A 24,372-nucleotide genomic window follows, 5' to 3' on the forward strand; every position below is an offset into this window, starting at 1 on the left:
GCGGGTCAGGGCCGGGCGTCGCCGAGCAGGAGTCGTCCGGCGATGGCGTTCTTCTGGATCTCGGAGGACCCGGTGAGGATCCGGAACATGCGCAGGCGGCGGAAGAGCGATTCGGGTTCGGAGCCCTGGACGAGGCCGGCCTTGCCGTGGATCTGGACGGCTTCGTCGGCGATCCGGAAGGCGTTCTCGGCGACGAAGAGCTTGCACATGAACGCTTCGGTGCTCGGCCGGCGGCCGGCGTCCAGGGAGGCGAGCGCGTCGTAGGTCATGGCGCGTGCCGCGTAGTAGGCGGTGGCCATGTCGGCGAGTTTGTGCTGGATGGACTGCAGCGCGCCCAGCGGGGCGCCGCCGACGTGGCGGGTGCGGGCGAAGTCGACGGACAGTTCGAGCGCGCGGCGGGTCATGCCGAGCACGGTCGGGCAGTGCAGCAGCCGGTTGACCGTGACGCGGCCGAGCCCGATCCGCAGGCCGTCGCCGACCGCGCCGAGGAGCTGTTCCGGGCCGACGCGGCAGTCCTCGAGCACGATGTCGGCTTCGATGTGCTCGCCGGACATCGGGGTCCGGCCGTCCAGGACGGTGACCCCGGGGGCGTCGAGGTCGACGAGGAACGCCGAGAACACCGGCTTCGCGTCCGGCTGCCGGGCGTCGTCGGCCATCCTGGCGATGAGGACGGCGAAGTCGGCGAACGGTCCGGCCGAGGAGAACACCTTGTGGCCGGTGATGCGCCAGCCGTCGCCGTCGGGAGTGGCGGTGGTGCTCATGGCCCGTACGTCCGACCCGGCGTCGGTCTCGGTGAGCGAGAAGCAGCAGGCCCGTTCGCCGCGGGTCACGGGCAGCAGGTAGCGGTGCAACTGCTCGTCGGTGGCGTATTCCAGGATCGAGCCCGTGCGCAGTGGTCCGCCCATGTCGCCGAGCACGCTGTGTTGCAGGATGCGGCCGGACGCGCCGACTTCCTCCTTCAGCGCGGCCAGTTCGGTGTACGTGAGCCCTTGGCCGCCGTGCTCGACCGGCAGGTGCACGCCGTAGAAGCCGAGTTCGCGGCTGCGTCGCCACACCGGTTCCAGGTCGGCGCGGGTGTAGCGGGACTCCTGGGCGAGGCCGAGGCGGTTCTCGTAGTCGGCGAGTTCGCCGTTCAGGTAGTCGCGGAGCCGCGTGACGAGGTCGTGCAGGCGGGAGTTGTGGTCGTACGAGGGGTCGAGGGTGAAGGGCATGGTGGTGTACTCCTGACCGGTAACTGAGGCGCCGGCCGGCGCGCTGGGCGGTGCGGGAGGCCGGTCAGTGGACGCGGCGCTCGGTGCCGTGCCAGTAGCGTTCGCGGATCGCGCGGCGGTCGATCTTGCCGTTGGGGTTGTGCGGGAGCGCGTCGGCGAAGTCGACCGACCGGGGCTTTTTCATTCGGGCCAGGTGGGCGGCGCAGAACTCGATCAGTTCGGCCTCGGTGGGCGCGGTGCCGTCGTGCGGGACCACGACCGCCTTGACGGCCTCGCCCCAGTCGGCGTCGGGGACGCCGACCACGGCCGCCTCGAACACGTCGGGGTGCCGGTGCAGTACGGCTTCGACCTCGACGGCGTAGATGTTGAAGCCGCCGGAGATGATCATGTCCTTCTTGCGGTCGACGATGAAGACGTATCCGTCGGCGCGGCGCCGGGCCAGGTCCCCGGTGTGAAACCAGCCGTCGCGGAACGACTCGGCGGTCAGGTCGGGCTCGTCGAGGTAGCCGGCCACGACATCGGGGCCGCGGACGGCGATCTCGCCGATCTCGCCGTCGGGCACCTCCGCGCCGCTCTCGTCGACGATCCTGACCTCCGCTTCGGCCGGCGGACGCCCGCACGAGAGCAGTAGTTCCGCGTCGGTGCCGTCGATCGCGCGCCGGTGGTCCTCGGTGGACAGGAACAGCACGCCCGAGGTGGTCTCGCCGCAGCCGTACCCCTGGGACAGCACGGGGCCGAACAGGTCCCAGGCGGCGCGGATGCGGGCGGCGGACATCGGCGCCGCGCCGTAGATCAGCTGCCGCAGGCTCGACAGGTCGTACTTCCGGTTGTCCGGCAGCGCCAGCACGGTGTTGACCATGGTGGGAACCAGGAACGCGTGGGTCGCCCGCTCGCGTTCGACGGTGGCGAGGAACGCCTCGGCGTCCCAGCGCGGCATGACCACCGCGCAGCCGCCGGCGAACAGGATTCCCGTCAGCGGCATGCCGGACGCGTGGGTGACGGGCCCGGCGAGGATCTGCCGGGAGCCCGGCCCGACCCGGGTCTCCGGGTTCATCACCGTCTTGCGCATGAGCGCGAGCCGGTTGCCGTACGTCTGCACCGCGGCCTTGAGCTTGCCCGTGGATCCCGAGGTGAAGTGCAGGACGGCCGTGTCGTCCTCGCGGCAGTCCACGTCGACCGGTTCGCGGGCCGCCGCCGCGAGCGCGTCCGGGTAACCCTCTCCGAGGTCGCTCGGGCCGTCATAGCCGAGCACTGTGGCCACGTCGGTGCCGGGCAGGGCCTGGCGTGCGGTGTCCAGGTGCGCGGCGTCCGCGAGCAGCGCCTTCGCCCCGGACTCGCGCAGCAGGTGCGCGACCTCGGCGACGCCGAGGCGGGCGTTGACCGGCACGCGGGCCAGCCCCGCCTTGTACAGGGCCACTTCGGTGGCCACGAGCTCGGCGCGATTGGCGGCGAGCGTCGCCACCCGGTCGCCGCGCCGCAGACCCGCGGCGCGCAGGACGACGGCCAGCCGGTCGCTGCCCTCGTCGAGTTCCGCGTAGCTCATGCGCACGTCGCCGCAGACGACGGCTTCCGCATCGGGTTGGTGGCTGCTGGTCCGGCGCACGTACCGGCCAAGGTTCATCGGGACTCCATTGCTGCGCGATTGCCGCGGGACGGCGGCGCGCACGCCGCCTGCCACTGTCGATCGGCGCTCCCAGTCGACCACGTTAGTGAACAGTGAGTCTGGAAACGTCTTTGGTGTCCGGCAACGTAATATGGCGGGGCCGCCAGGTCAACGGTCCGCGTACGGGAGATACGACAGAGATGAGTCCGGCCATGAAGCCCGCCCAGGACCGCCGCGTCCGCCGCTCCCGCCGCGCACTGCGCCAGGCCCTGGTGGACCTGGTCCTGGAGAAGGGGTTCCAGCCGATCACCGTGGAGGAGATCACCGCGCGGGCGGACGTCGCCCGCGCGACGTTCTACGCGCACTACCGCGACAAGGACGACCTGCTCGTCGGCATCGTGCGCGACCTGGCCGAGGACCGCGAACGCCTCCTGCCGGCCGTGGTCCAGGCCCAGACCCGCGGCTTCACCGGGCTGCCGGTGCGCTACATCTTCGAGCACGCGGAGCAGGAGCGCGACGTCTACCGGGTCATCCTGCGCGGCGAGGGCGACGGGCGGGCGCTGCGGGAGTTCACCGCGATCATCTGCGACCGGGTCGAACAGGTCTTCCGGGAGCGCGCCGAGGAGCACGGCGCCACGCCCCGGGTACCGCTCGACGTCGTGGCGCGGGCCTGGACCGGCGAGCTGGTCGGCGTCCTGACCTGGTGGGTGGAGGCCGACACCGGTTACAGCGCGACCGAGATCACCACGCACCTGCGGGACCTTTCGGTGTACGGCCGCGTCTGGGCCTCCGGGCTGGCCCCTGCGGACGTGCCCGGCGCGTTCGACGCCCCGACCGCCCCCGTGGCGGGCGGAGCCGGGTCCCGGGAGACGTGAGCGCGCATGCGCGCCGATCTCCCACTGGCCAACGTTTCCGGACACGATGTACGGTAACGGCTCTCCACTGAGTACCGAGGAGTGCCACGATGCCCCAGCCGACCACCTCGCTGACGGACCTGCCCTGGTCGCGCGGGTTCACCGACCCCGCCTGGGTGCGGGTGCACGCCACGTCGGGCCGCGAGACCCTGCCCAGTCGCCGCGTCTGGCGCGGCCCCGAGCCCGCGCGGCCCCTGCCCACCGGGTCCGCGGACCTGGACGCGCTGACCTTCGCCGCGGGCGGCGGGCGCCACACGCTCGCCGAACTGTTCGCGACAGCGCAGACCGACGCCCTCCTGGTGATGCACCGCGGCACCGTCGTCTACGAGCGGTACCTGCACGGATATCCGCCCCACGTACCGCACTTCAACGCCTCGGCGACCAAGTCGTACATCGGCCTGCTGGCCGCGATGCTGGAACACCAGGGCCTGCTGGACCGCACCGCGCGGGCGGCGAAGTACGCCCCCCACCTGTCGGGCACCGCGTTCGGCGACGCGCGGGTCGACCACCTGCTGCACATGGGCACGCTCCCGAGCTATGCCGCCCGCCCGTACGACAAGGCGCTGGAGGCGCAGCGCTACTTCGCCGTCCTCGCACCGCAGTTGCGGCCCTACGGCTACACCGGCCCGGCGACGATCCGCGAACACCTGGCCACCGCCCGGGCGACCGGAACTCCCGGCACCGAGTTCCGCTACGAGAACGGCAATGTCGAGGCGCTCGCCGACGTGCTGCGTGCCGTCACCGGAACCGGCATCGCCGAGCTGCTCGGTGAACTGCTGTGGTCGAAGCTGGGGGTGGACGAGGACGCCTACTTCGTCCTGGACGCCGAAGGCAACGAGGCGGCGTGCGGCGGGTTCAGTGCCACCGCGCGCGACATCGCCCGGCTCGGCGAGGCGATCCGCTGCGACGGCGCGGCCGGCGGCCGGCAGATCATCCCGGCAGCGGTCGCCTCGACGATCGTCTCCGGCGTCCCGGACGGTTACCCGAAGCGCGTGCGCTTCCCCGCCGCGCCGCCGACCGCGCCCGCCACGCTCTCGTACCACGACCTGTGGTGGATCCTGAACGACCGCTACGGGTCCTTCATGGCCAGCGGCATCCACGGGCAGCGGCTGTTCATCTCGCCCGGACTCGAACTCGTCGTCGCCCACTACGGATCACAGATCGTCTCCCCGTCCGCCCCCGTCGCCCCCTTGGTGCCGACGTTCGTCCGGATCGGAGAGCACCTCAACGGCGCGCTCTGACCCGGCCCGCCCGGCCCTCCATGACAACGGCTTCCTCCCCGAAGGGGCCCGCCGAAGGCTGCGAGCCGAGCCGCAGCCCCGGCGTCTACCCGCTGGAACGCATCCTCGCCGTTGCCGACCGCCTCGCCCGCCGCGACCCCGCCGGCCTGGCCGCCCCAACGTTCGCGCGTCAGGTCGGTGCGGACGCGGACCGTTGCATGCGGGGAATCCAGCGCTTCATCAGGTCCTCGCCGAAGGTCTGTTCGCGGGCGTGCCAGGAGACGGGGACGACGAGGTTGTCGAGCCGGGCTTCGAGGTCGTCGGCGAGGTGGCCGCGGCCGGTGGCTCGCAAGTGCCGGGCGTACTGGGCGGGATCGGCGTATTGGGGCCCGGTTTGCAAGGTCGCCTGCATCGGATCGGGGAGGCAGCCGGGGCGGCCCGCGTACGTGTGCCACCACTCGGCGAGTCGGGAGCGCATGGCGGCGGCGAGTTCGGGTTCGTCGGCGAGCAGGTCCCGGGTCAGGTGCGGATCCTCGGTGACGTGGAAGAGCTGCTCCCATTCGGCCCGGAACGCACCTGGGTGGTACGTGCGCATGTAGAGGTGGTCGCGTGTCCGGACGGCCCGCTGGTAGGTGTGCGCGCCGTGGCCGAGGACCAGGTATTCGCGTGACTCGACGATCTCGCCGCGAACGGCTGCCGCGAACGACTCGCCCTGCCATCCGTCGGGCACGCCGAGCCCCAGGAGGTCGCACAGCGTGGGTGCCAGGTCGATGTTGTAGAGGAGGGCGTCGTTGCGTCGAGCCTCCTCGGGCAGGTCGTCGGTCAGGCCGGGCCAGTAGAACACCAGCGGCAGGCGGTGCGTCGGCTCGTTGGCGAGACCGTGCTCGGCGTACGACCCGTTCTCGCCGAACGACTCGCCGTGGTCGGCGCTCACGATGACCGCGGTCTCCTCGGCAATGCCCAACTCCTCCAGGACAGCCATAAGTTCGCCGAAGTAGTGGTCCCAGTAGGCGATCGCCCCGTCGAAGCCGTTGATCAGGTGCTCGAAGTCCGCGCGCGAGGCAATCCGGTCGGGCATGTTGTGCGGCACCGGGGATGTGCGCGTGCCGCCGAAGGTGTAGTGCAGGTCGAGGGCGCTGCGCGGCCCGTACGTCTCGGCGCCGTGACGCGCGATGGTCTCCTCGTCCGGCCATTCCTGCACGGGCCCGGACGCTGCCATCCGTTCGGTCCACTCGACCGGCTGGTGGTAGTCGGTGTGCGGCTCCCAGTAGGTGATGTGCAGGTACCAGTCCTCGTCCTCGGCGTGCCGGCGTATCCAGTCGGTTGCGGCGCGGTTGACGTCGGGGGCTTCTTCGTCGCCGAGGTTCGGCGTGGCGCGGATGGATTCGCGGAAGTTGGCGTGGAAGAAGTACGCCCGGTGCCGTTCCGCGAACACGGACACGGCCGCGGTGTTCATGCCCCCGGCCACCAAGTGCTGTCCCAGCATGGGCCGGTCGGGGTCGGGCAGGTGACCGGCGTCCAGGCGGAACCGGGCGGCGGCGCCGAAGTGTCCGATCACGCCGTTGCTGATGCCGAACTGACCGCTTGTCAGCGCGGTGCGGGAGGGCAGGCACGGGGAGTCCGAGCAGTAGTAGCGGTCGAAGACCACGGACTTGTCGGCCAGTGCCTGGAGGTGCGGGGTGGTCGGCCGGTGGTATCCGTACGGCGTGGTGTGGTCCGCGCGGAGGGTGTCCACGTCGACGTAGATGATGCGCATGGGATTCCTGTCGGTGCGGGGGGCGGGCGGACCGGACCTCCGAGGGCGGCGATGGGCCCTCGGCGGTCCGGTCCGTAGGGTGCTGGTGCTACAGCGTGATCGTCGCGGTGCCACGGGTGTTCGCGACGTGCCCGCCGACGGTGAGCCGGTACGCGCCGGGCACGATGCGCCACGCGTCGGCCGCCGGGTCCCAGCGGGCCAGTGTGTGCGGCGGGACGGTGATGCGCACGGTCGCGGTATGCCCGTGGTCGGCGTCGACCGCGGCGTAGCCGACCAGGCGCGGCGGCTCCGGCGCACCGAAGAGTTCGCCGTCGACCGGTTCCAGGTAGGCCTGCACGATCTCCCGGCCCGGCCGTGCCCCGGTGTTGGCGAGAGTCGCCGTGACCGTCAGCCCCGCGGCCGCATCGCCTTCGACGCGAAGGTCCCGGTAGTCCCAGGTGGTGTAGCCGAGGCCGTACCCGAACGGGTAGGCGGGCTTGGCGCCCCTCAGCGCCCACAGCCGGTGGCCGATGGCCGATCCTTCGGCGTAGTGGTGTACGCCGTCGACCGGGTCGTGGGCAAGGAGGGGCACGTCGGCTTCGTCGGCCGGGAAGGTGGTGGGCAGGCGCCCGCCCGGTTCGGCGGCTCCGGTGAGGACCTCGGCGACGGCCGCGCCGCCTTCCTGCCCCGGGAGCCAGGCCCACAGCACGGCGGCGACGTCGTGCCGCCACGGCATCAGCACCGGGGATCCGGCGTTGACGACCACGATGGTGTTGGGGTTGGCGGCCGCCACGCGTGCCACGAGTTCGTCGGAACGGCCGGGCAGGGCGAGGCCGGTGCGGTCGAAGCTCTCGGACTCGATGTCCTCGGTGGTGCCGACCACGACGACGGCGAGGTCCGCGGCGGCGGCGTCCGCGACCGCGGCGGCCAGCTCGGTGTCGTCATCGGGCGGGGCCGGGGACCAGCCGAGGCCGACACTCGCGACCAGGACGTCGGTGTCGGCGGTGTGCACGAGTTCGACGTCGAGGGGTACGCCCGCTTGTGCGGTCACGGGGATGTGGGTCAGGGGCGGGCGCATCAGATTCTCGCCCACGTCGCCCGCGCCCGCCCCCAGGTCGAGGGTGTGGACCGTGTCGTCCACGGTCGCTGTCATCGTTCCGAGGCCCAGTACTTCGAGGAGATGGTCACCGTCCCACTCGGGGGTAAGGCGTGTGCGCATGGCGATCACGCGCGTGCTTTCGGGGTAGAGGCCGGGCCACACGATCGCCTGTGCGCCGAGACGGTGTTCGCTGCCGAGCACGGTGCCGTCGGCGGCGCGGAACTCCAGGGTGAAGCCGGGTGTGCCGGTGTCCGGGTCGGTGCTGTTGCCCCGGTTGATGCCGGGCAGCTTGCGGTGGGTGAACACGCCGGCCCGCACCGTCAGCTCGGTCTCCGGGGCGAGCGCCGAACGCAGGCCCTCGGCGATGTCGACGACATGCTCGGGGAAGCAGGTGGCGCTGCCGCCGCCCTGTGCGGAAGTGCGGATGGCATTCGGGCCGATGAGTGCGACGCGGCGCAGCGCCGACGTGTCGAGGGGCAGGCTGCCGCGGGGGTTCTCCAGAAGAACCATGGTGCGTGTGGTGAGCGCGCGGATCCGGTCCCGGGCTCCGGCCGGGAGGCCCGGATCGGCGGCGGGGGCACGGAAATCGCCGAGTGCTCCGACGCGTGCCGCAAGCCGCAGGATGCGCAGCACCTTGTCGTCCAGGACGGCCTCGTCGATGCGTCCTTCGGCGAGTGCCCTGCGGATCGGCTCCCCCCAGAGATCGGCGGGCCCGGGCATGGCTATGTCGGTGCCGCCCAGGAAGGCCGGCTCGGACGAGCGCACGGCCATCCAGTCGGACACCACCACACCGTCGAAGCCCCACTCGTCCTTGAGGATGTCGTTCTGGAGCGGGGAGTTCGCGGTCATGGTGTCGCCGTTGACCGAGTTGTAGGCGGACATGACCAGCCAGGCGCGCGCCTCGCGGACCGCGGCCTCGAACGGCGCGAGATAGACCTCGCGCAGGGTGCGTGCGTCCGCCCGGACGTCGTAGGTCATGCGCTCGTTCTCGGCGTCGTTGGCCACGAAGTGCTTGACCGTGGCCGCGACTCCCTGGGACTGGACACCCTCGATGTAGGCGACCGCGGTGCGCGCGGTGAGCAGCGGATCCTCGGAGAAGCACTCGAAGTGGCGTCCGCCGAGCGGCGTGCGGTGCATGTTGACCGTCGGTGCGAGCAGGATGTGCACGTCCTTGGCGCGGGCCTGGGCGCCGAGAAGTGAGCCGAACCGGTTCGCGACGGCGGGGTCCCAGGCCGCGGCCTGTGCGGAGGGGTTCGGCAGGACGATGCTGGTGTCCGCGGCGTCGAAGGTCGTGCCGCGCACCCCCACGGGACCGTCGGACATGCGCAGCTTCCGCAGGCCGATGTGCGGCATCTCCGGGAGGGACCAAACGTCTTCACCGGTGACGAGGCGCAGTTTGTCGTCCGGCGACAGTCGGGCGAGGAGGTCGCGCAGTGCTTCCTCGGCGGGAGCTGCGAACGGCGGGTCGGCGTCGATCGGCTCGGTCATCGGGGCTCCAAACGTGGTGCGATGGGATGCGCCGGGTTGCGGGACGGCGGCTCGGCGCGGGTGCGGTACGGGGTGCGGCTGCGGGTCAGGCGGCGTCGCCGAGGTCACGGGCGCAGCGGAATCCGGCGTTTGCGCTGGAGCTGTCCGGGGTGTTGGCGGTACGCGCGGCGAGGCGATAGCGATTGCAGTAGGAGTCGTGGCACAGGTACGAGCCGCCGCGCATGACCTTGTCGTGTCCCGTCTGCGGGCCCCGTGGGTTGTCCGACGGTCCGAGGTGGCGGGGCGACCACCAATCGGCGCACCACTCCCACACGTTGCCGGCCATGTTGTACAGGCCGTACGCGTTGGGCGGGAAGGCGTCGACGGGGGCGGTGCCGCGGTAGCCGTCCTCGGCGGTGTTCTTCGCCGGGAAATTGCCTCGCCAGATGTTGCACATGTAGACGCCGTCGGGCTCGCGCTCGTCGCCCCACGGGTAGCGGCGCTGTACGAGGCCGCCGCGCGCCGCGTACTCCCATTCGGCCTCGCTGGGCAGGCGTTTGCCGGCCCAGCGGCAGTAGGCGTCCGCGTCGTTCCACGTGATGTGCACGACCGGGTGGTCGCGGCGCTCGTCCACACCGCTGCCGGGGCCTTCGGGTTGGTCCCAGCGTGCCCCTGCCACGCCACACCACCAGGGGGTGCGCTCCGGTCGGGGTGCGCCGCGGCGCAGCGAGCCGGGCAGGAACGCGGCGAACACGTAGGACCAGCCGATGCGTTCGGCGTCGGTGAGGTAGCCGGTGGCTGCGACGAAATCGGCGAACCGTGCGTTGCTGACCGCGTACACGTCGATGGCGAACGGGTCGACGTGCACCGGTCGTATCGGGCCCTCCCCGTCCGAGGGGAAGCCTTCCGCGTCGTCGGTGCCCATCAGGAACTCCCCGCCGGGCAGAATCGCCATGCCGTCCAGGCCCGTGTCGGCGCCGCGGGCGGGTGTCGGCCGCGGCGAGACGGCGACGGGCCCCGGCCGTCCGGGTGTGCAGCAGGACGGGGGCGCGGAGGCGGAGGGGTCGCCCATGGGCGCTCCTTCGGTTCAAGGCGGCGGAGTACGCCGGCAAGGGGCTCCGGGGCGGTCAGTTCGCCGCCGGGACGAATCGGTTGGCGGTCGCGTCGTAGACCATCGCACGGATCGGGATCGCGCCCGAGGGGGTCTCACGCCGGTAGGTCGCAGGTTCGCGGAAGCCCGGCACGTGGAAGGTGCCGAGGTCGAAGCCGGCCTGCTGGAAAGTCGCGTGGTCGAGGTTCCGGCCCGCCTTGTCGGTGATCGCGGCGAACAGCGCGAGGGTCCGGCATGCCGTGGCCATGGAGGCGCCGGGTGTGGGCCGGCCGCTCGGCACGGTGGCCGGGTCGACGAGCTTCCCGGTCAGGGTGGGGTCGGCCTTGGTGACGGTGTCGGCGCAGGCGGTCAGGGCCGGGTCGGCGAAGTCGGTGACCTGTGTGGCGCCGACCGCGTCCTTGAGGGTGGAGAAGTCGTGCTCGCCCTTGGTGGTCAGGTACCCGTCGGGGAGCGCGGTGAACAGCTGGCGGGGTCGCCAGGCGGTCTTTTCCAGGTACTGCGGGATCAGTTGCGCACCGGCACCGACGCTCAGCAGCGTGTCGGCTCCCGCGGTCTGGGCCTTTTGGAAGAGCACGCCCGCCTGCTGGGCGAACGCCGCGGGGTCGGACGCGTTGGCGGCGATGTAGCCGGTGGCGACCGGTGTGACACCCGCGGCTTTGAGGGCCGGGAGCACGATCTGCTCGATCTGTGCCTGGTCGTTGACGACTCCGCCCACGGCGACCTTGCGGCCGGCGAGGTCGCCGCGAGCGGCGAATGTCTCGACCGCCCGGCCGGCGGCGTCCTCGCCGATGAAGCTGAACCACGGGGCCCGGGCCTGTGCGTACATGCCGGCGCCCATGGGTCCGCCGATCACCGCGGTGCGCCCGTTCTGCAGGTAGCACGCGGCTTGCTGGTTGCCCGGCGCGGCGTACAGGACGGCGAAGACCTTCTCCTCTTGGGTGAGCTTGACGCAGGTCTCCTGCGCGGCGGCCGGAGAGATGAGGTTTGTCTTGGCGAAGACCGGTACGAGCTTGCGACCCTGTACACCGCCGTCCGCGTTGATCTTGTCGATGAGGGCCCGGTAGGTGGCTTCGAAGTCGCCGTGGTCGATGTTGACGAACGCCTTGATCGCGGCGAAGTCCGGGTAGGCGATGCCGATCTTGATGCTGTCCGCGGTGACGCCCGGCGCTTCGGCGCGGACCGAGGGTCCCGCGGGGGCGCCGGGTGCCCCGGCCGGGCCCTTGGACTCGATCGTGCACCCGGCGGCGACCAGAGTCACCGCAGCAGCCGCGGCAAGGGCCCGGAGCCGCCGCAGAGCGAGGCTCCGCCGGCGCGGGTCATGAGCGTGCGATGGCATGGGGGACGGACCTCCCGTCAGCCGGGACACGCAGGCACTCGCGCCCACTACAGTCCCAGGAACCTAAGGGGCCTCAGAATGCTTCGATCCTTACCTGTAGTCAATGGCCCCTCTTGCATGCGATTACGTTCTGGCGTACATATCACTGGGAAATATACGCCCGACCCTCGGCAGTGCCGGTCTGGAGCAGCGCGTGAAAGCCGTCATGGTCATGTTCGACACCCTCATCCGGAAGTACCTGCCTCCGTACGGAGCGCCCGAGTGGGTACACGCCCCGAACTTCGCGCGGCTCGCGGAGCGCACGGCGGTCTTCGAGAACTGCTACGCGGGGTCCATGCCGTGCATGCCGGCCCGGCGCGAACTGCACACCGGCCGCCACAACTTCCTGCACCGCGGCTGGGGTCCGCTGGAGCCGTACGACGACTCGTGCCCGGAAATGCTCACCGACGCCCGGGTCTACACCCACCTGGTGACGGACCATCAGCACTACTGGGAGGACGGGGGCGCGACCTACCACAACCGCTTCCGCACCTACGAGTTCTTCCGCGGGCAGGAGGGGGACGCGTGGAAGGGCCACGTCGCGGCCCCGGACACCCCGGACACACTCAAGAGCCTGCGCGGCGAGAAGTGGCGCCAGGACTGGGTCAACCGCATGTACATGACGCGTGAGCAGGACCAGCCGCAGACCAAGACCTTCGACGCCGGGCTGGAGTTCATCGCGACGAACCATACCGAGGACAACTGGTTCGTGCAGATCGAGACGTTCGATCCGCACGAGCCGTTCTTCAGCCGGCAGCAGTACAAGGACCTGTACAAGCACGACTACGACGGCCCTCAGTACGACTGGCCCGACTACCGCATGGTGCGCGAGACGCCCGAGCAGGTCGAGCACGTCCGCTACGAGTACGCCGCGCTGCTGTCCATGTGCGACCACAACCTGGGCCGCATCCTCGATGCGATGGACGAACACGCCCTGTGGGACGACACGATGCTGATCGTCTGCACCGACCACGGGTTCCTGCTCGGCGAACGCGGCTGGTGGGGCAAGAACGTCCAGCCCTGGTACGACGAGACCATCCACACCCCGCTGTTCGTCTGGGACCCGCGCAGCCGCGTGGCCGGCGAACGCCGCGCGGCACTGGTGCAGACCGTCGACCTGGCGCCCACTCTGCTGGAGTTCTTCGGTGTGGACCGCACCCCCGACATGACCGGCGTCCCGCTGCGCGCCACCGTCGCCGACGACACCCCCGTGCGCGAGGCCGGCATCTTCGGCTCGTTCGGCGGCCACGTCTCCGTCACCGACGGCCGGCATGTCTACATGCGCTCCTGCGCGACCCCCGCCAATACCCCGCTCTCCGAGCTCACCCTGATGCCCACCCGTATGGCGGCGCGCTTCACGCCGGGCGAACTCGCGGGCGCCGAACTCGTTCGCGGCGGCGAGTACGCGTTCACCAAAGGCGCACCGGTCCTCAAGGTCGCCGCGTTCGCCATGTCACCCGCCTCCTTCGGCACCCTTCTGTTCGACTTGGCCGCCGACCCGGACCAGCTCGAACCGCTCGTCGATGACGACCTCGAACTGCGCATGGCCGCAATGCTGGTGGAGGTCATGCGTGCCTGCGACGCGCCCGCCGAGCAGTACGCGCGCCTTGGTCTGCCCACGGAGGGGCCGGTCACACCCGAACACCTGCTGGCCCGAGTCCAGCGCGCCGAAACCGAGGCGGCACGCGACGCCGAGCCGCTCGACCCGGCCGACTTCCCTGACGGTCCGCGCAGTGTCAATGCGCCCATGCGCGATCTGTTCGCCGACGCGGCAGCGGTCGGAGTGTTGCGCAACCACGGCCTTGGACGGCTCGTCGACGGCAGTCTCGTCCGCATGGTCGGCGACCTCTCGCTGATCCAGCTGTCGGCGCTGGCGTCCGGCCTGCTCAATCCCGACGTGGTCCGGACCGTCTCCGCGGCCCTCGGCGGACTCGGCCCCGCCACCGCCCCCACCAACCCCGGAGTGCCCGTATGACCCGCAACACACGCCCCAACATCCTGTGGACGGTCAGCGAAGACTGCCCGCCGCGCTTCGGCTGCTATGGCGACCCGCTCGCGGCCACGCCCAACCTTGACGCGCTGGCAGAGCGCGGCACGCTCTTCGGGCAGGCGTACTCCGCTGCCCCGGTATGCGCGCCGTCCCGCTTCGCGTTGCTCACCGGGGTGGCACCGGAGAGCAACGGCCCCGCACACCACATGCGTGCGGTCGCTCACCGACCCGCCTGGATGACCACGTACCCGGAACTGGCCCGCGCGCAGGGCTACTACTGCAGCAACAACGTCAAGACCGACTACAACTGCGACGTCGACCCGCACGCCGTCTGGGACGCCTGCGCCCCGACGGCGCACTGGCGCGACCGCCCCGAAGGCGCCCCGTTCCTGGCAGTGTTCAACATCGACGGCACGCACGAGAGCAGCGTGTTCCGGCGCGATGAGCCCATCGTCGACCGGGATGCGGTCCGGCTGCCCGCGTACCTCCCCGATGCTCCCGACATCCGGGCCGACTTCGCGCACTACTACCGCAAGATCGCCGAGATGGACGCCGAGGTCGGGCGGCTGCTGGCTCAACTCGCCGAAGACGGCCTGCTCGACGATACGATCGTGATCCACACCTCCGACCACGGCGGCGTGAACCCGCGCTCCAAGCGCTGGTGCTACGACGAGGGCCTGCACGTCCCGCTGATCGTCGCCGCGCCCGAGCGGTACGCCCACCTGTTCCCGCCGCCGGGCACCCGCGTCGAGGCGGCAGTGGGCACCATCCGCATCCCGCCCACCCTGGTCGACCTCGTCGGCGGCACCGTGCCCGCGCACATGCAGGGCGCGAGCCTGGTCGGCGCGGACTTCGACGCGGACCGCGAACTGGCTTTCGGTATGCGCAACCGCATGGACGCGCGCAACGACATGGTGCGCACCGTGCGCGACGCCCGCTACCGCTATATCCGCAACTACGAGCCGCACCGCCCTTACGGCCTCCATCAGGCGTTCGCCTGGCTTGCCAAGGGCTACCAGGCTTGGGAGGCGGCGCACCTGAACGCCGAACTGGACGACGTTCAGGAAGCGTTCTGGCGCGAGAAGCCCGGCATCGAGCTGTACGACACGACCGCCGACCCCGACCAGGTCCGCAACCTCGCCGGGGACCCCGCGCACGCGCACGTGGAACGCCGGCTCGACGACGCCCTTCGCGCCCACATGACCGCGGTCAACGACAACGGCTTCCTCCCCGAGGGCTCCGCCGCCGAGGGGTACGACGCGAGCCGCGCGCCGGAGGCCTACCCGCTGGCGCGCATCCTCGACGTCGCCGACCGCATCGCCCGCCGGGACCCGGCGGACCTGCCGACCTACCTGGCCGCGCTCACCGACACCGACGCCACGGTGCGGCGCTGGGGCGCCATCGGCGTGCTCGCGCTCGGCCGAGCCGCGGCCGACGCCGTGCCGTTCCTGCGGGCGGCTGTCGCCGACGATCCCGACCCCCACGTCCGCATCCCCTGCGCCGAGGCGCTGGCCTGTCACTTCGGGGATGCCGAGGCCGCGGACGAGCTCGCCGGGTCGGCGAGCACCGATCATCCGCCCGCGGTCGTTCTCGAGGCCCTGACCGCGCTGGCCGCGCTGGGGCCCGAACGTGCGCGTCCGTACCGCGCGGTGATCGCCGAGGCGGCCGACAACGGCGGGGAGTACGGCGGGAACCTCGCCCGCCACCTACTCCTCCGGATCGACGGCAGGTACACGCCCGAGACCGTCGTCTTCGACTGGGAGCGGATGCTGCGGGCAATCCCCGAGGCGCATCGGAAGGCGCTCGGCATTGGCTGACGCCGGCTTCTTGTAGATGCCTAGGTATCTATCAGAGGCAGTTGAGCGAGCGATGATCTGTTTCTCTTGACAGTCATTAGCGGACACTCCAGTCTGCTCCATAGATTCATGGGCACTTAATCAACGTGCCGATCTCCGTTCGCCGGGGCGCCCGTAGGAGCGAGCCTCGGCGCCGTGACCCGGGGCGCCGTGACGGGGCGGCGGGCCCGCCGACCCATGCCTGGGGAGTGCAAACAATGGTGTTCTATTCGTGCTGCCCGCTGCGCAGGAGCCGTCGATGACGGCGCCGCACGGCACATCCGGGCCGTCCGCAACCGAAACCACCGCGTCCGGCCTTGCTGCCGGTCTGGTCGCCGCCGAGGCCGAGCGGGCACGCCGAACCGAGGCCGAACGCGACGCGGTCTTCGCGGTCGACCTGCTGCCGGGTGTCGGCGCCGAGCAGCTGACGCTGCGCGAGGGGCTGGCGGCCGGCGGATCGGCGACGTTCCTGACGCTGATGCTGCTGTCGTCGTTCGACGAACTGGAGCACGCCACACTCGGCGTCCTCGCCCCGGACATCCGCGACACATTCGGGATGAGCGACGGCGCGATCGTGTTCCTGTCCGCCGGATCCGGCGCGTTCCTGGTGCTGGGCGCGCTGCCCATGGGGTGGCTCGCCGACCGGTACCGCCGCGGCCGGGTGGCCGGATGGGCGGGCCTGGCCTTCTCGCTGTTCATGCTCGCGTCGGGCGCGGCGGCGAACGTCTTCCTGATGTTCCTGGCCCGGCTCGGCGTCGGCGTCTCGAAGTCGAGCACCATGCCCGTGCACGGCTCCCTGAACGCCGATACCTACCCCATCGGCGTCCGCGGTCGACTCGCGGCCACGAACGGCATGGCCGGCCGGATCGCCGCGGTGCTCAGCCCGCTCGCGGTCGGCGGCATCGCCGCGGCGGCGGGCGGCGGCGAGGGCTGGCGCTGGGCGTTCTTCGTCCTCGCGGTGCCCACCGCGGCGGCCGCGCTGTTCGCCTTCCGCCTACCTGAACCGCCCCGCGGGCAGCACGAGATGAAGGCGGTCCTCGGCGAAGTCCTGAAGCAGGACAAGCCGATGCCCGTCTCGGTCGAAGCCGCGTTCGCGCGCCTGATGAAGATCCGCACCACCAAGACGGTGGTCATGGCCTTCGCCGCGATCGGCTTCGGGCTGTTCACCGCGCCGGTGCTGACCAACCTGTGGATGGAGGACCACTTCGGGCTCGGCACGTTCGAGCGCGGCGTGTACGGCACCCTGGGCGGGCTCGGCGTCTTGGCGGTCCTACCCTTCGTCGGCCCACGCTATGACCGGCTCTACCGCACCGACCCGGCCCGGGCGCTCCGGCTCATCGGCGTCCTCATCCTCCCGGTGGCGGTGCTGATGCCGCTCCAATGGGCGATGCCGACCGCTCCGCTGTTCGTCGTCGCGCAGATGCTGCCGATGATCCTGCTGTCCTCGGCGTTCGCCATGGTCGGCCCGGTCATGCAGTCGGTGGCGCCCTACCGGCTGCGCGGCCTCGCGTCGGCGCTCGCAGCCATCTACATCTTCTTCATCGGCGCGACCGGCGGCTCGCTCCTGTCGGCACTGATCCTCGACTCGTACGATCCGCGTGCCGCCGCGCTGATCATCGGTGTGCCGTCGATTCTGATCGGTGCCCTGATGCTCATCCGCAGTTCGGCGTTCATCAGGAACGACCTGTCCCGCGTCGTCTCCGAACTCCGCGAGGAACTGGAGGAGCGCGACCGGCAGGCCGGCAACGCGGAGTACATCCCGGTGCTCCAAGTCCACGACATCGACTTCGAATACGGCAACGTGCAGGTGCTGTTCGGCGTCGGCTTCGAGGTGCGGCGCGGCGAGACGCTCGCTCTGCTCGGCACCAACGGTGCCGGCAAGTCCACCATTCTCAAGGCGATCTGCGGGCTCGGAACGCCATCGCGCGGCGTCGTCAGGCTCCACGGCCGGACCATCACGTACGTGGCCCCCGAGCAGCGCGGGCGGCACGGCATGCGCCTGCTGCCCGGCGGCAAGGGCGTGTTCCCCGGCATGTCCGTACGCGAGAACCTGGACATCGCGGCGTTCCAGCTCCGCGACCGCGACAAAGCGCACCGCGACGCGCGACTCGCCTACGTACTGGACGTGTTCCCCGACCTCGCCGCCCGGCTCGGCCGGCGCGCCGGCTCCATGTCCGGCGGGCAGCAGCAACAACTCGCCCTCGCCATGGTCCTCATGCACGAACCCGAGATCCTGCTCATCGACGAACTTTCGCTCGGCCTGGCCCCCGTGGTCGTCCAGGACCTGCTCGTGATCATCGAGCGCCTCAAGGCCGACGGACTCACCATGATCATCGTCGAGCAGTCCCTCAACATCGCCCTCGCCATCGCCGACCGGGCGGTGTTCCTGGAGAAGGGGCAGGTCCGGTTCACCGGTGACGCCCGCGAACTGGCCGAACGCGACGACCTGGCACGCGCGGTGTTCCTCGGCAAGGACGGTGGCTGAACCATGATCGAACTCACCCGCCAGCTCGCCTTCGACGGCATCGTCAACGGCCTGGTCGTCGGGCTCCTCGCGATGGGCATCGTGCTCGTCCACCGGTCCACCCGCATCATCAACTTCGCGGTCGCCAACATGGGCCTCGTCGGCTCGGCACTCTTCGCGCTCCTCGCGGTTCGGTACGGCGTACCGTTCTGGATCGCCCTGCCTCTGTCCCTCGCCGCAGGCGCGGCCTTCGGCGCGATCGTCGACCTCGTCGTCGTACGCCGTCTGTTCACCGCGCCACGGGTGATCCTCCTGGTCGCCACGATCGGCGTCGCCCAGCTGGCGCTCGTCATCGTCACGTCGTATCCCGAGGTGGACGGATCCCGCTCGTACCCGGTGTGGTCCAGTGCCTCATGGCGTCCGGCTGGAGTCGAGGTGACGGCCACCCAGGTCGCGGTGCTCGTCGTGGTTCCCCTGGCCGCGGTCGCGCTCGGCTGGTTCCTGGGCCGCACCGTGCTCGGCAAGTCCGTGACCGCGTCCGCCGAGAACCCGGAGCTGGCACGCCTGAACGGCATCAGCCCCAAGGTGGTGTCCACCGTCGTGTGGGCGATCGCCGGGCTCATGGCCACCGTCTGCCTGATCCTCATCTCCAGCCGCAACGGCTCCGTGACGTCGCCCGCCGTGCTCGGCATGACTACCCTCATGCGGGCCCTCGCCGCCGCGGTCATCGCCCGCATGGCATCGTTCCGCGTCGCCTTGGCCGCCGGTGTCGGACTCGGGCTGCTGGAGTCGGTCGTGCAGTTCAACTGGCTCGACCAGCCCGGTCTGACCGACCTCGTCGTCTTCGCATTGGTCCTGGCCGCCGTGTTCGCCGCCGGGCGGGACAAGGCCGCCGAGGGCGGCGCCTTCTCCTTCGCGCCCCGGGTGCGACCGGTTCCGGAACGGCTGCGCAACCTGTGGTGGGTACGCAACCTCGAACGTTTCGCCCTGCTCGGTCTCCTGCTCTTCGCCGTCGTCGTCCCGCTGATCGTCACACAGCCGTCGCGGCACCTGCTGTACACGACCATCGCCGCCTACGCCATCTGTGCCGCATCGGTCACCGTGCTGACCGGCTGGGCAGGGCAACTCTCCCTCGGCCAAATGGCCTTCGCCGGCATCGGCGCGCTCACCGCCGCCTCGCTCAACCGGGGCCTGCGCCTGGACATCGGCAACGACAAGGTGCTCGTCGTCGAACGCCTCACCTTCCCCACCGCGGTCGCCGCTGCGGCGCTGCTGACCGCGATGCTCGCCGCCGTCATCGGAGTCGGCGCGCTGCGCGTGCGGGGGCTGCTCCTCGCGGTCAGCACCGTCGCGTTCGCGGTCGCCTGCGAGCAATGGGTGTACCGGCAGGACGTCTTCCACGACAGCACTACGCAGACCACCGCGTCCTTCCCTCGCACCGACGTCTTCGGCATCGACGTCACCTCGCAACGCTCGTACTACTACGTGGTCCTCGTGGTGCTGGCGGTGGTGCTGACCGTGACCGGCAGACTGCGCCGCACCGGGGTCGGCCGGACCACGATCGGGGTACGCGACAACCCGGCGACCGCCGCGGCGTACACCGTCCGGGCCGCCCGCGTGAAGCTGCGCGCGTTCGCCCTCGCCGGCGGCATCGCGGGACTCGGCGGGGCGCTGCTCGCCGGGGCGCTCCAGACCGTGCCGTACGGCGACGCGTACTTCCGCAGCGAGGACTCCCTCATGCTCGTCTCCGTCGTCGTCATCGGCGGCCTCGGCTCGACGTCCGGGCCGGTACTCGGCGCGCTGTGGGTGATCGGCCTGCCCGCGGTGTTCCCGGGCAACTCACTGGTGCCGCTGCTCGCGTCCAGCCTCGGCCTCCTCATCCTGCTGCTGTATTTCCCCGGCGGCCTCGTGCAGATCGGGTACAGCGCCCGCGACGCGTTGCTCGGTTGGGCCGAACGACGCCTCGGTCCGCCGCCCGCCGGACAGGCCGCGGCACCGCCCCGGCTTGCGGCGCGACCACACAAGGAGCCGCTGCCCGACGACCGGCCGGTGCTGGCGACCCGTGACATCAGGGTCCGATTCGGCGGAGTCACGGCGGTCGACGCGGTCACGGTCGAAGTACGAGCGAACGAAATCGTCGGCCTCATCGGCACCAACGGCGCCGGCAAGTCGACCCTGATGAACGCCATCGGCGGGTTCGTCCCGGCCACCGGGAGCGTCGAACTCCTCGGGCAGGACGTGTCCGGCAAACCGTCCGCAGGCCGTGCCGCGCTCGGTATCGGGCGCACCTTCCAGGCGGCGGCGCTGTTCCCCGAGCTGACCGTCACCGAGACCGTGCAGATCGCCCTGGAGGCACGCGGCCGCTCCGGCCTGCTCTCCTCGGCGCTGTGGCTGCCGCGGTCGGTCAAGGGGGAACGCGCCAAGAGGGCCGAGGCGCACGACCTCGTCGACTTCCTCGGACTGGGCCGATATGCCGATGCCTTCATCGCCGACCTGTCCACCGGCACCCGCCGCATCGTCGAACTCGCCGGACTGCTCGCCCTCGACGCCCGCGTCCTGTGCCTCGACGAGCCGACCGCTGGCGTCGCGCAGCGAGAAACCGAGGCGTTCGGCCCCCTCATCCAGGAGATCCGCCACGAACTGGGCGCTTCCCTGCTGGTGATCGAGCACGACATGCCGCTGATCATGAGCATCAGCGACCGGGTGTACTGCCTGGAGACCGGCCGCGTCATCGCTGCCGGGACGCCGTCGGAAGTCCGCAACGATCCGAAGGTCATCGCCGGCTACCTGGGCACCGACGAACGCGCCATCAAGCGCAGCGACAGCGTCGCCACGTCCGCCACGGCACCGGCATCCGGCGGAATACCGGGGGATCGCCCGTGATCAGTCCGGCTGCACCTCGTCGGATTGCGGCGCCTCGCGCGGCGGTGTCCCCGGCGCCCCGTCGGTGCGCGTCGCCGCGATCTGCGCGGCCCGCCGCTCGAGGCGGTGTTGGAGGAGTCGCAGCCACGCGATGTAGGCGGACCCGGTGCTGTAACCGTGTTCGTGTGCGGACAGGTGCACCTCCGACACCCATGCGGGATCCAGGCCGGGCATCTGGAGGTGGGCGTAGGGGAGATTGTGCGTCCACGGCGGCGCCCCCGACGGGTCCTGGTTCGCCTCCCTGAAAGCGAGTTCGGCGCGTACGACGGTGAGGGCGATCTCGGGGTCGAGCTGGCCGCCGAAAATGAAGCGGATAACGAACTCGGGGTCGCCGATGCGCGGTGACGGCACATACGGAGAGCGCGCCCAGTCCCTGAGCGCTTGTTGTCCGGTCTCGGTCATGCGGTAGAGCTTGGCGTCGGGTCCGCCGTCGCGGAGGTCGACGTCGTATTCGACCCAGCCGCGTTCGACGAGTTTGGCCAGGCGGCGGTAGATCTGGGGGAGTTGGACGCCGTAGCCGATGTATTTGAGCGGGCCTTCCATCCATTTGCGCAGGTCGTAGCCGGAGTAGCGGCGCAGCGCGAGTATCCCGAGGATGACGAAGTCGAGTTGCATACCCTTCCTTCTGGCTGGCTGGGACAACCTGTGCGAGACCAGTGTGCCTGCCGGACGACCATCCGTTGGCGCCGGGCAGCCCGATGACGTGCGTGGCGCTCGGCCGACATCGACACCCAAGGCGGCTGCGGGCTTGACCTAGATGCAAAAGGTGCTAGATGCCGCCCGGCAGCGCACTACGATAGGGCCGCATTTTACGGGGTTCCTATCGATCTTTTGACTAGAGATCTAGATGCAAACGTATCTAGAAATTGCACTCTCGCCCAGTGCTGTCGGGCCCACGCCGATGCGGAACGGTCGGATCCGCTCTCGGCCTCCTCGGTGCTGCGCAGGAACGAGGCTGGATGACGCGACCACGCGCCGGGTCGAACCGTACGGCACGCCGTCCGGGCGGGCGTCGACCGCCGCTGATCATGGGCGTCAGCGACCGCGTGTACTGCCTGGAGACCGGCCGGGGGCCGGACGCGATGACGCGGGGTTCTCCCCATCCCCGCAGCGCACATCGCCGGGATCGAAGCGACCCTCTTCGGCGAGACGGTCGGCGGCTTCGACGACGCATGCGGGCTCCTCCCGCCGCGTCTGCCCGGCGTCGCCGAAACCGTGCGGGCCGGCTCACCCGACGATTGGGAGGACTACCGCCACCGCCCGGCCGGCCGGGCAGCCATCCGGTCGGCACGGGGGCCAAGGCACTTCGTGTCCCGCGAAGTGCCTTGGCGGCAGGCGCCGGACGCCCACCTCGTGGCGTGGCAGCACGAAGACCGCCGACGGAACCGTTCTCTCACACTCCCGGGGCCTGCGGCGATGATGACGCGGCGATACCCGCGAGCATGAGACCGAACACCCGGGCCGCGCGTTCATCGAGTTCGTCGACGGGGATGCCGGTGTCACGGGCGTACGCCTCGCGGAAGATGACGTACCCCATCTGCGCCGCAGCGGTCATGACGTGTGCGGCGACGACATCGGCGTCTTCGGGCAGCGCGCCGTCGGCCTTGTCTCGTTCCAGGCTCTGGAGCGTCCGGGGGAAGCGCGGCAGCGGGCTGAAGCTGTCGTCGCGGTCGAGCGCGAGGAGTGCTTCGAGCTTGACGAGCTCCGGTTCGTCGAGGCGGTGGCGGAACATCTCCAGCCGCCGTTCGACGAACGGTCGCTCCCAGTGGTCGTCACGGTGTTCGGCTTGGTGCTCGACCAGATCGGCGGCCGCTGCGCGCAACAGGGACTGGCGGCTGCCGAAGTATTGGTAGATCTGCCCGTGGTTGACACCCGCCTCGCCGGCGATCTCCCGGAGGTTCACCCCGGCGAGCACGCCGTCGCGTTCAAGCAGCGTTCGCGCGGCGGCCAGCAGGTCCGCCTCCGTCTCCTCGCGGCTGCGACGTCGCCGCTTCTTCCGGGGCTCGGGCTGCCCGCCCGTGGCCGCAGGCCGAGCCTCCGTCGGCCCGGGCCCGCCCGCCGCGCCGGTGTCGCTGTCGCTCATGTGCCGCTCCCCGTCCGTGCCGGACAAATCTTCTCGCTCCAACCCTTGCCGAGTCGTGGGCACCACTTTAAGGTCACGCTATCAACGTTTCGTTAATAACGAACCGTGAATAGCGCGTGAAGGGGCACCCATGTCGACACTCCCACTGGCGGGCATACGCGTCCTCGACCTGTCCACCGTGCTGGCCGCGCCGGTCACCGCCACGTTCCTCGGCGACTTCGGCGCCGAGGTGATCAAGGTCGAGGACCCTGGTCGCGGCGACTTCACCCGCGGCACGACGCCGGGCGTCCGGTCCCCATACTGGGCCCAGGAAGCACGCAACAAGAAGTCCGTCACCCTCGACCTGCGGACCCTGGACGGGCAGCGGCTGGTGCGGCGACTCGTGCCGCACTTCGACGTCGTCATCACCAACTACCGCCCCCCGACCCTCGAGGCCTGGGGTCTGGACCCGGACACCCTTCGCGCACTCGCGCCGGATACCGTGCTCGTCTACGTCACCGGGTACGGCCTGACCGGGCCGTACCGCGACCGCGGCTCCTTCGACCGGATCGCGAGCGCATTCGCCGGCCTGACCTACGTCACCGGCGACGAGGACCGTCCGCCGGTGCGCAGCGGCTACTCGACGATCGACTACATGGCCGCCTATCTGGGCGCCTTCTCCGTGGTGACCGCGCTCTACCATCGCGACACCGCAGGCGGCGGCGGCCAAGTAGTCGACCTGGCCTTGTACGAGGCGGGGTTCCGGGCCTCCGAGGATGCGCTCGCCTCCTACGCGGCCACGGGGAAGGTCCGTGAGCGCCTGGGCAACCGGAACCCGCAGATCGTGCCCGCCAGCGACTTCACCGCCTGCGACGGGCGCCGCGTGTCGATCCACGCCGGGACGGACGCCCTCTTCGGTCGGCTGGCCGCCGTGATGGGTAGCCCGGAACTCGCCGCAGACCCCGCGTACGCGACGCGGTCGGCGCGCGCGGCGCACGCCGACGCCCTGTACGCGGTCATCACCGACTGGGTGGCCGGATACGCGGCGGACGACCTCACCAAGCTGCTGAGCGACGCCGGCATCCCGGCTGCGCCGCTGATGAGCATCGCGGATATCGCCACCGACCCCCACTACCGGGAGCGGGGCACACTCGTCACCGTCGACGATCCCGAGTTCGGGCAGCTGCCGATGGTCGCACCGTTGCCGAGAATGTCGAAGACCCCGGGCAGCATCCGCTCCACCGGCCCGGCGCTCGGCGAGCACAACGCCGAGGTGTACCAGGATGTGCTCGGCCTCCGCCCGGACGAGCTCGCCGAGTTGCGTGCGAACGGCGTGATCTGACCCCTCCTGCTTTGCCCATCTG

Annotated in this window: 15 protein-coding genes; 7 read left to right on the forward strand and 8 right to left on the reverse strand. The window is 70.7% G+C overall.

All coding sequences use genetic code 11. The features are described from left to right. Positions 1 to 5 precede the first annotated feature (5 nt). Complete coding sequence (locus ACH4U8_RS20805; protein WP_360305915.1) at positions 6 to 1,211, reverse strand: acyl-CoA dehydrogenase family protein; 1,206 nt, start codon at positions 1,209 to 1,211, stop codon at positions 6 to 8. Between the two features lie 64 nt (positions 1,212 to 1,275). Next, positions 1,276 to 2,832 (reverse strand): long-chain fatty acid--CoA ligase, encoded by a 1,557-nt coding sequence (locus tag ACH4U8_RS20810; RefSeq protein ID WP_395779242.1) that lies wholly within the window; start codon positions 2,830 to 2,832, stop codon positions 1,276 to 1,278. Positions 2,833 to 3,026: 194 nt separating this feature from the next. On the opposite strand from ACH4U8_RS20810, the gene ACH4U8_RS20815 reads away from it, so the two are divergent. Together ACH4U8_RS20815 and ACH4U8_RS20820 are read left to right on the forward strand one after the other, a co-directional pair. After that, positions 3,027 to 3,689, forward strand: coding sequence for a TetR/AcrR family transcriptional regulator (locus tag ACH4U8_RS20815; protein ID WP_360305911.1), 663 nt, complete (start codon positions 3,027 to 3,029; stop codon positions 3,687 to 3,689). A gap of 89 nt (positions 3,690 to 3,778) precedes the next feature. Then, positions 3,779 to 4,969 carry a serine hydrolase domain-containing protein gene (locus ACH4U8_RS20820; protein WP_395779244.1) on the forward strand — a complete coding sequence of 397 codons (1,191 nt, stop codon included), beginning with the start codon at positions 3,779 to 3,781 and terminating at the stop codon, positions 4,967 to 4,969. A gap of 169 nt (positions 4,970 to 5,138) precedes the next feature. Here the strand turns inward: ACH4U8_RS20820 and ACH4U8_RS20825 are convergent, their stop codons facing one another. The 4 genes from ACH4U8_RS20825 to ACH4U8_RS20840 form a co-directional block, all read right to left on the reverse strand. Beyond that, the gene (locus tag ACH4U8_RS20825; RefSeq protein WP_360305907.1) at positions 5,139 to 6,704 is read right to left on the reverse strand and encodes a sulfatase; all 1,566 of its coding nucleotides are present in this window, start codon (positions 6,702 to 6,704) and stop codon (positions 5,139 to 5,141) included. Positions 6,705 to 6,792: 88 nt separating this feature from the next. Next, the gene (locus tag ACH4U8_RS20830) at positions 6,793 to 9,270 is read right to left on the reverse strand and encodes a beta-glucosidase (RefSeq protein ID WP_395779246.1); all 2,478 of its coding nucleotides are present in this window, start codon (positions 9,268 to 9,270) and stop codon (positions 6,793 to 6,795) included. 85 nt (positions 9,271 to 9,355) lie between these two features. Next, positions 9,356 to 10,321: a formylglycine-generating enzyme family protein gene (locus tag ACH4U8_RS20835; protein WP_379988663.1), complete on the reverse strand. Its 966-nt coding sequence runs from the start codon at positions 10,319 to 10,321 to the stop codon at positions 9,356 to 9,358. A gap of 55 nt (positions 10,322 to 10,376) precedes the next feature. Next, positions 10,377 to 11,618, reverse strand: a complete 1,242-nt coding sequence (locus ACH4U8_RS20840) for an ABC transporter substrate-binding protein (protein ID WP_395779248.1) — start codon at positions 11,616 to 11,618, stop codon at positions 10,377 to 10,379. A 271-nt stretch (positions 11,619 to 11,889) separates the two neighbouring features. Between ACH4U8_RS20840 and ACH4U8_RS20845 the strand changes: the two genes are divergently transcribed. The 4 genes from ACH4U8_RS20845 to ACH4U8_RS20860 all read left to right on the forward strand — a co-directional run bounded on the left by ACH4U8_RS20845 (position 11,890) and on the right by ACH4U8_RS20860 (position 20,907). Further along, entirely contained in the window at positions 11,890 to 13,710 is a 1,821-nt protein-coding gene (locus ACH4U8_RS20845; RefSeq protein WP_395779250.1) for a sulfatase, read from the forward strand. Then, positions 13,707 to 15,542, forward strand: a complete 1,836-nt coding sequence (locus tag ACH4U8_RS20850) for a sulfatase-like hydrolase/transferase (RefSeq protein ID WP_395779252.1) — start codon at positions 13,707 to 13,709, stop codon at positions 15,540 to 15,542. The genes ACH4U8_RS20845 and ACH4U8_RS20850 overlap by 4 nt, the downstream gene beginning before the upstream one ends. 277 nt (positions 15,543 to 15,819) lie before the next feature. Continuing rightward, positions 15,820 to 18,045 carry an ATP-binding protein gene (locus ACH4U8_RS20855; RefSeq protein WP_395779254.1) on the forward strand — a complete coding sequence of 742 codons (2,226 nt, stop codon included), beginning with the start codon at positions 15,820 to 15,822 and terminating at the stop codon, positions 18,043 to 18,045. 3 nt (positions 18,046 to 18,048) lie between these two features. After that, positions 18,049 to 20,907, forward strand: coding sequence for an ATP-binding cassette domain-containing protein (locus ACH4U8_RS20860; RefSeq protein ID WP_395779256.1), 2,859 nt, complete (start codon positions 18,049 to 18,051; stop codon positions 20,905 to 20,907). Here ACH4U8_RS20860 and ACH4U8_RS20865 read toward each other — a convergent pair whose 3' ends face one another. Beyond that, positions 20,908 to 21,561: a PadR family transcriptional regulator gene (locus ACH4U8_RS20865; protein ID WP_395779258.1), complete on the reverse strand. Its 654-nt coding sequence runs from the start codon at positions 21,559 to 21,561 to the stop codon at positions 20,908 to 20,910. A 778-nt stretch (positions 21,562 to 22,339) separates the two neighbouring features. After that, positions 22,340 to 23,029 (reverse strand): TetR/AcrR family transcriptional regulator, encoded by a 690-nt coding sequence (locus ACH4U8_RS20870; protein WP_360305891.1) that lies wholly within the window; start codon positions 23,027 to 23,029, stop codon positions 22,340 to 22,342. Between the two features lie 130 nt (positions 23,030 to 23,159). Between ACH4U8_RS20870 and ACH4U8_RS20875 the strand changes: the two genes are divergently transcribed. Next, entirely contained in the window at positions 23,160 to 24,350 is a 1,191-nt protein-coding gene (locus ACH4U8_RS20875; protein ID WP_360305889.1) for a CoA transferase, read from the forward strand. Positions 24,351 to 24,372: the final 22 nt, after the last annotated feature.

Origin of the sequence: Embleya sp. NPDC020886, from assembly GCF_044333915.1 — a bacterium.
In the GTDB taxonomy this organism is placed as follows: domain Bacteria; phylum Actinomycetota; class Actinomycetes; order Streptomycetales; family Streptomycetaceae; genus Embleya.

Coding starts and splice junctions, on each gene's coding strand:
- ACH4U8_RS20805 (WP_360305915.1), bottom strand. CDS start 1,211: ATGCCCTTCACCCTCGACCCCTCGTACGACCACAACTCCCGCCTGCAC.
- ACH4U8_RS20810 (WP_395779242.1), bottom strand. CDS start 2,832: ATGAACCTTGGCCGGTACGTGCGCCGGACCAGCAGCCACCAACCCGAT.
- ACH4U8_RS20815 (WP_360305911.1), top strand. CDS start 3,027: ATGAAGCCCGCCCAGGACCGCCGCGTCCGCCGCTCCCGCCGCGCACTG.
- ACH4U8_RS20820 (WP_395779244.1), top strand. CDS start 3,779: ATGCCCCAGCCGACCACCTCGCTGACGGACCTGCCCTGGTCGCGCGGG.
- ACH4U8_RS20825 (WP_360305907.1), bottom strand. CDS start 6,704: ATGCGCATCATCTACGTCGACGTGGACACCCTCCGCGCGGACCACACC.
- ACH4U8_RS20830 (WP_395779246.1), bottom strand. CDS start 9,270: ATGACCGAGCCGATCGACGCCGACCCGCCGTTCGCAGCTCCCGCCGAG.
- ACH4U8_RS20835 (WP_379988663.1), bottom strand. CDS start 10,321: ATGGGCGACCCCTCCGCCTCCGCGCCCCCGTCCTGCTGCACACCCGGA.
- ACH4U8_RS20850 (WP_395779252.1), top strand. CDS start 13,707: ATGACCCGCAACACACGCCCCAACATCCTGTGGACGGTCAGCGAAGAC.
- ACH4U8_RS20855 (WP_395779254.1), top strand. CDS start 15,820: ATGACGGCGCCGCACGGCACATCCGGGCCGTCCGCAACCGAAACCACC.
- ACH4U8_RS20860 (WP_395779256.1), top strand. CDS start 18,049: ATGATCGAACTCACCCGCCAGCTCGCCTTCGACGGCATCGTCAACGGC.
- ACH4U8_RS20865 (WP_395779258.1), bottom strand. CDS start 21,561: ATGCAACTCGACTTCGTCATCCTCGGGATACTCGCGCTGCGCCGCTAC.
- ACH4U8_RS20870 (WP_360305891.1), bottom strand. CDS start 23,029: ATGAGCGACAGCGACACCGGCGCGGCGGGCGGGCCCGGGCCGACGGAG.
- ACH4U8_RS20875 (WP_360305889.1), top strand. CDS start 23,160: ATGTCGACACTCCCACTGGCGGGCATACGCGTCCTCGACCTGTCCACC.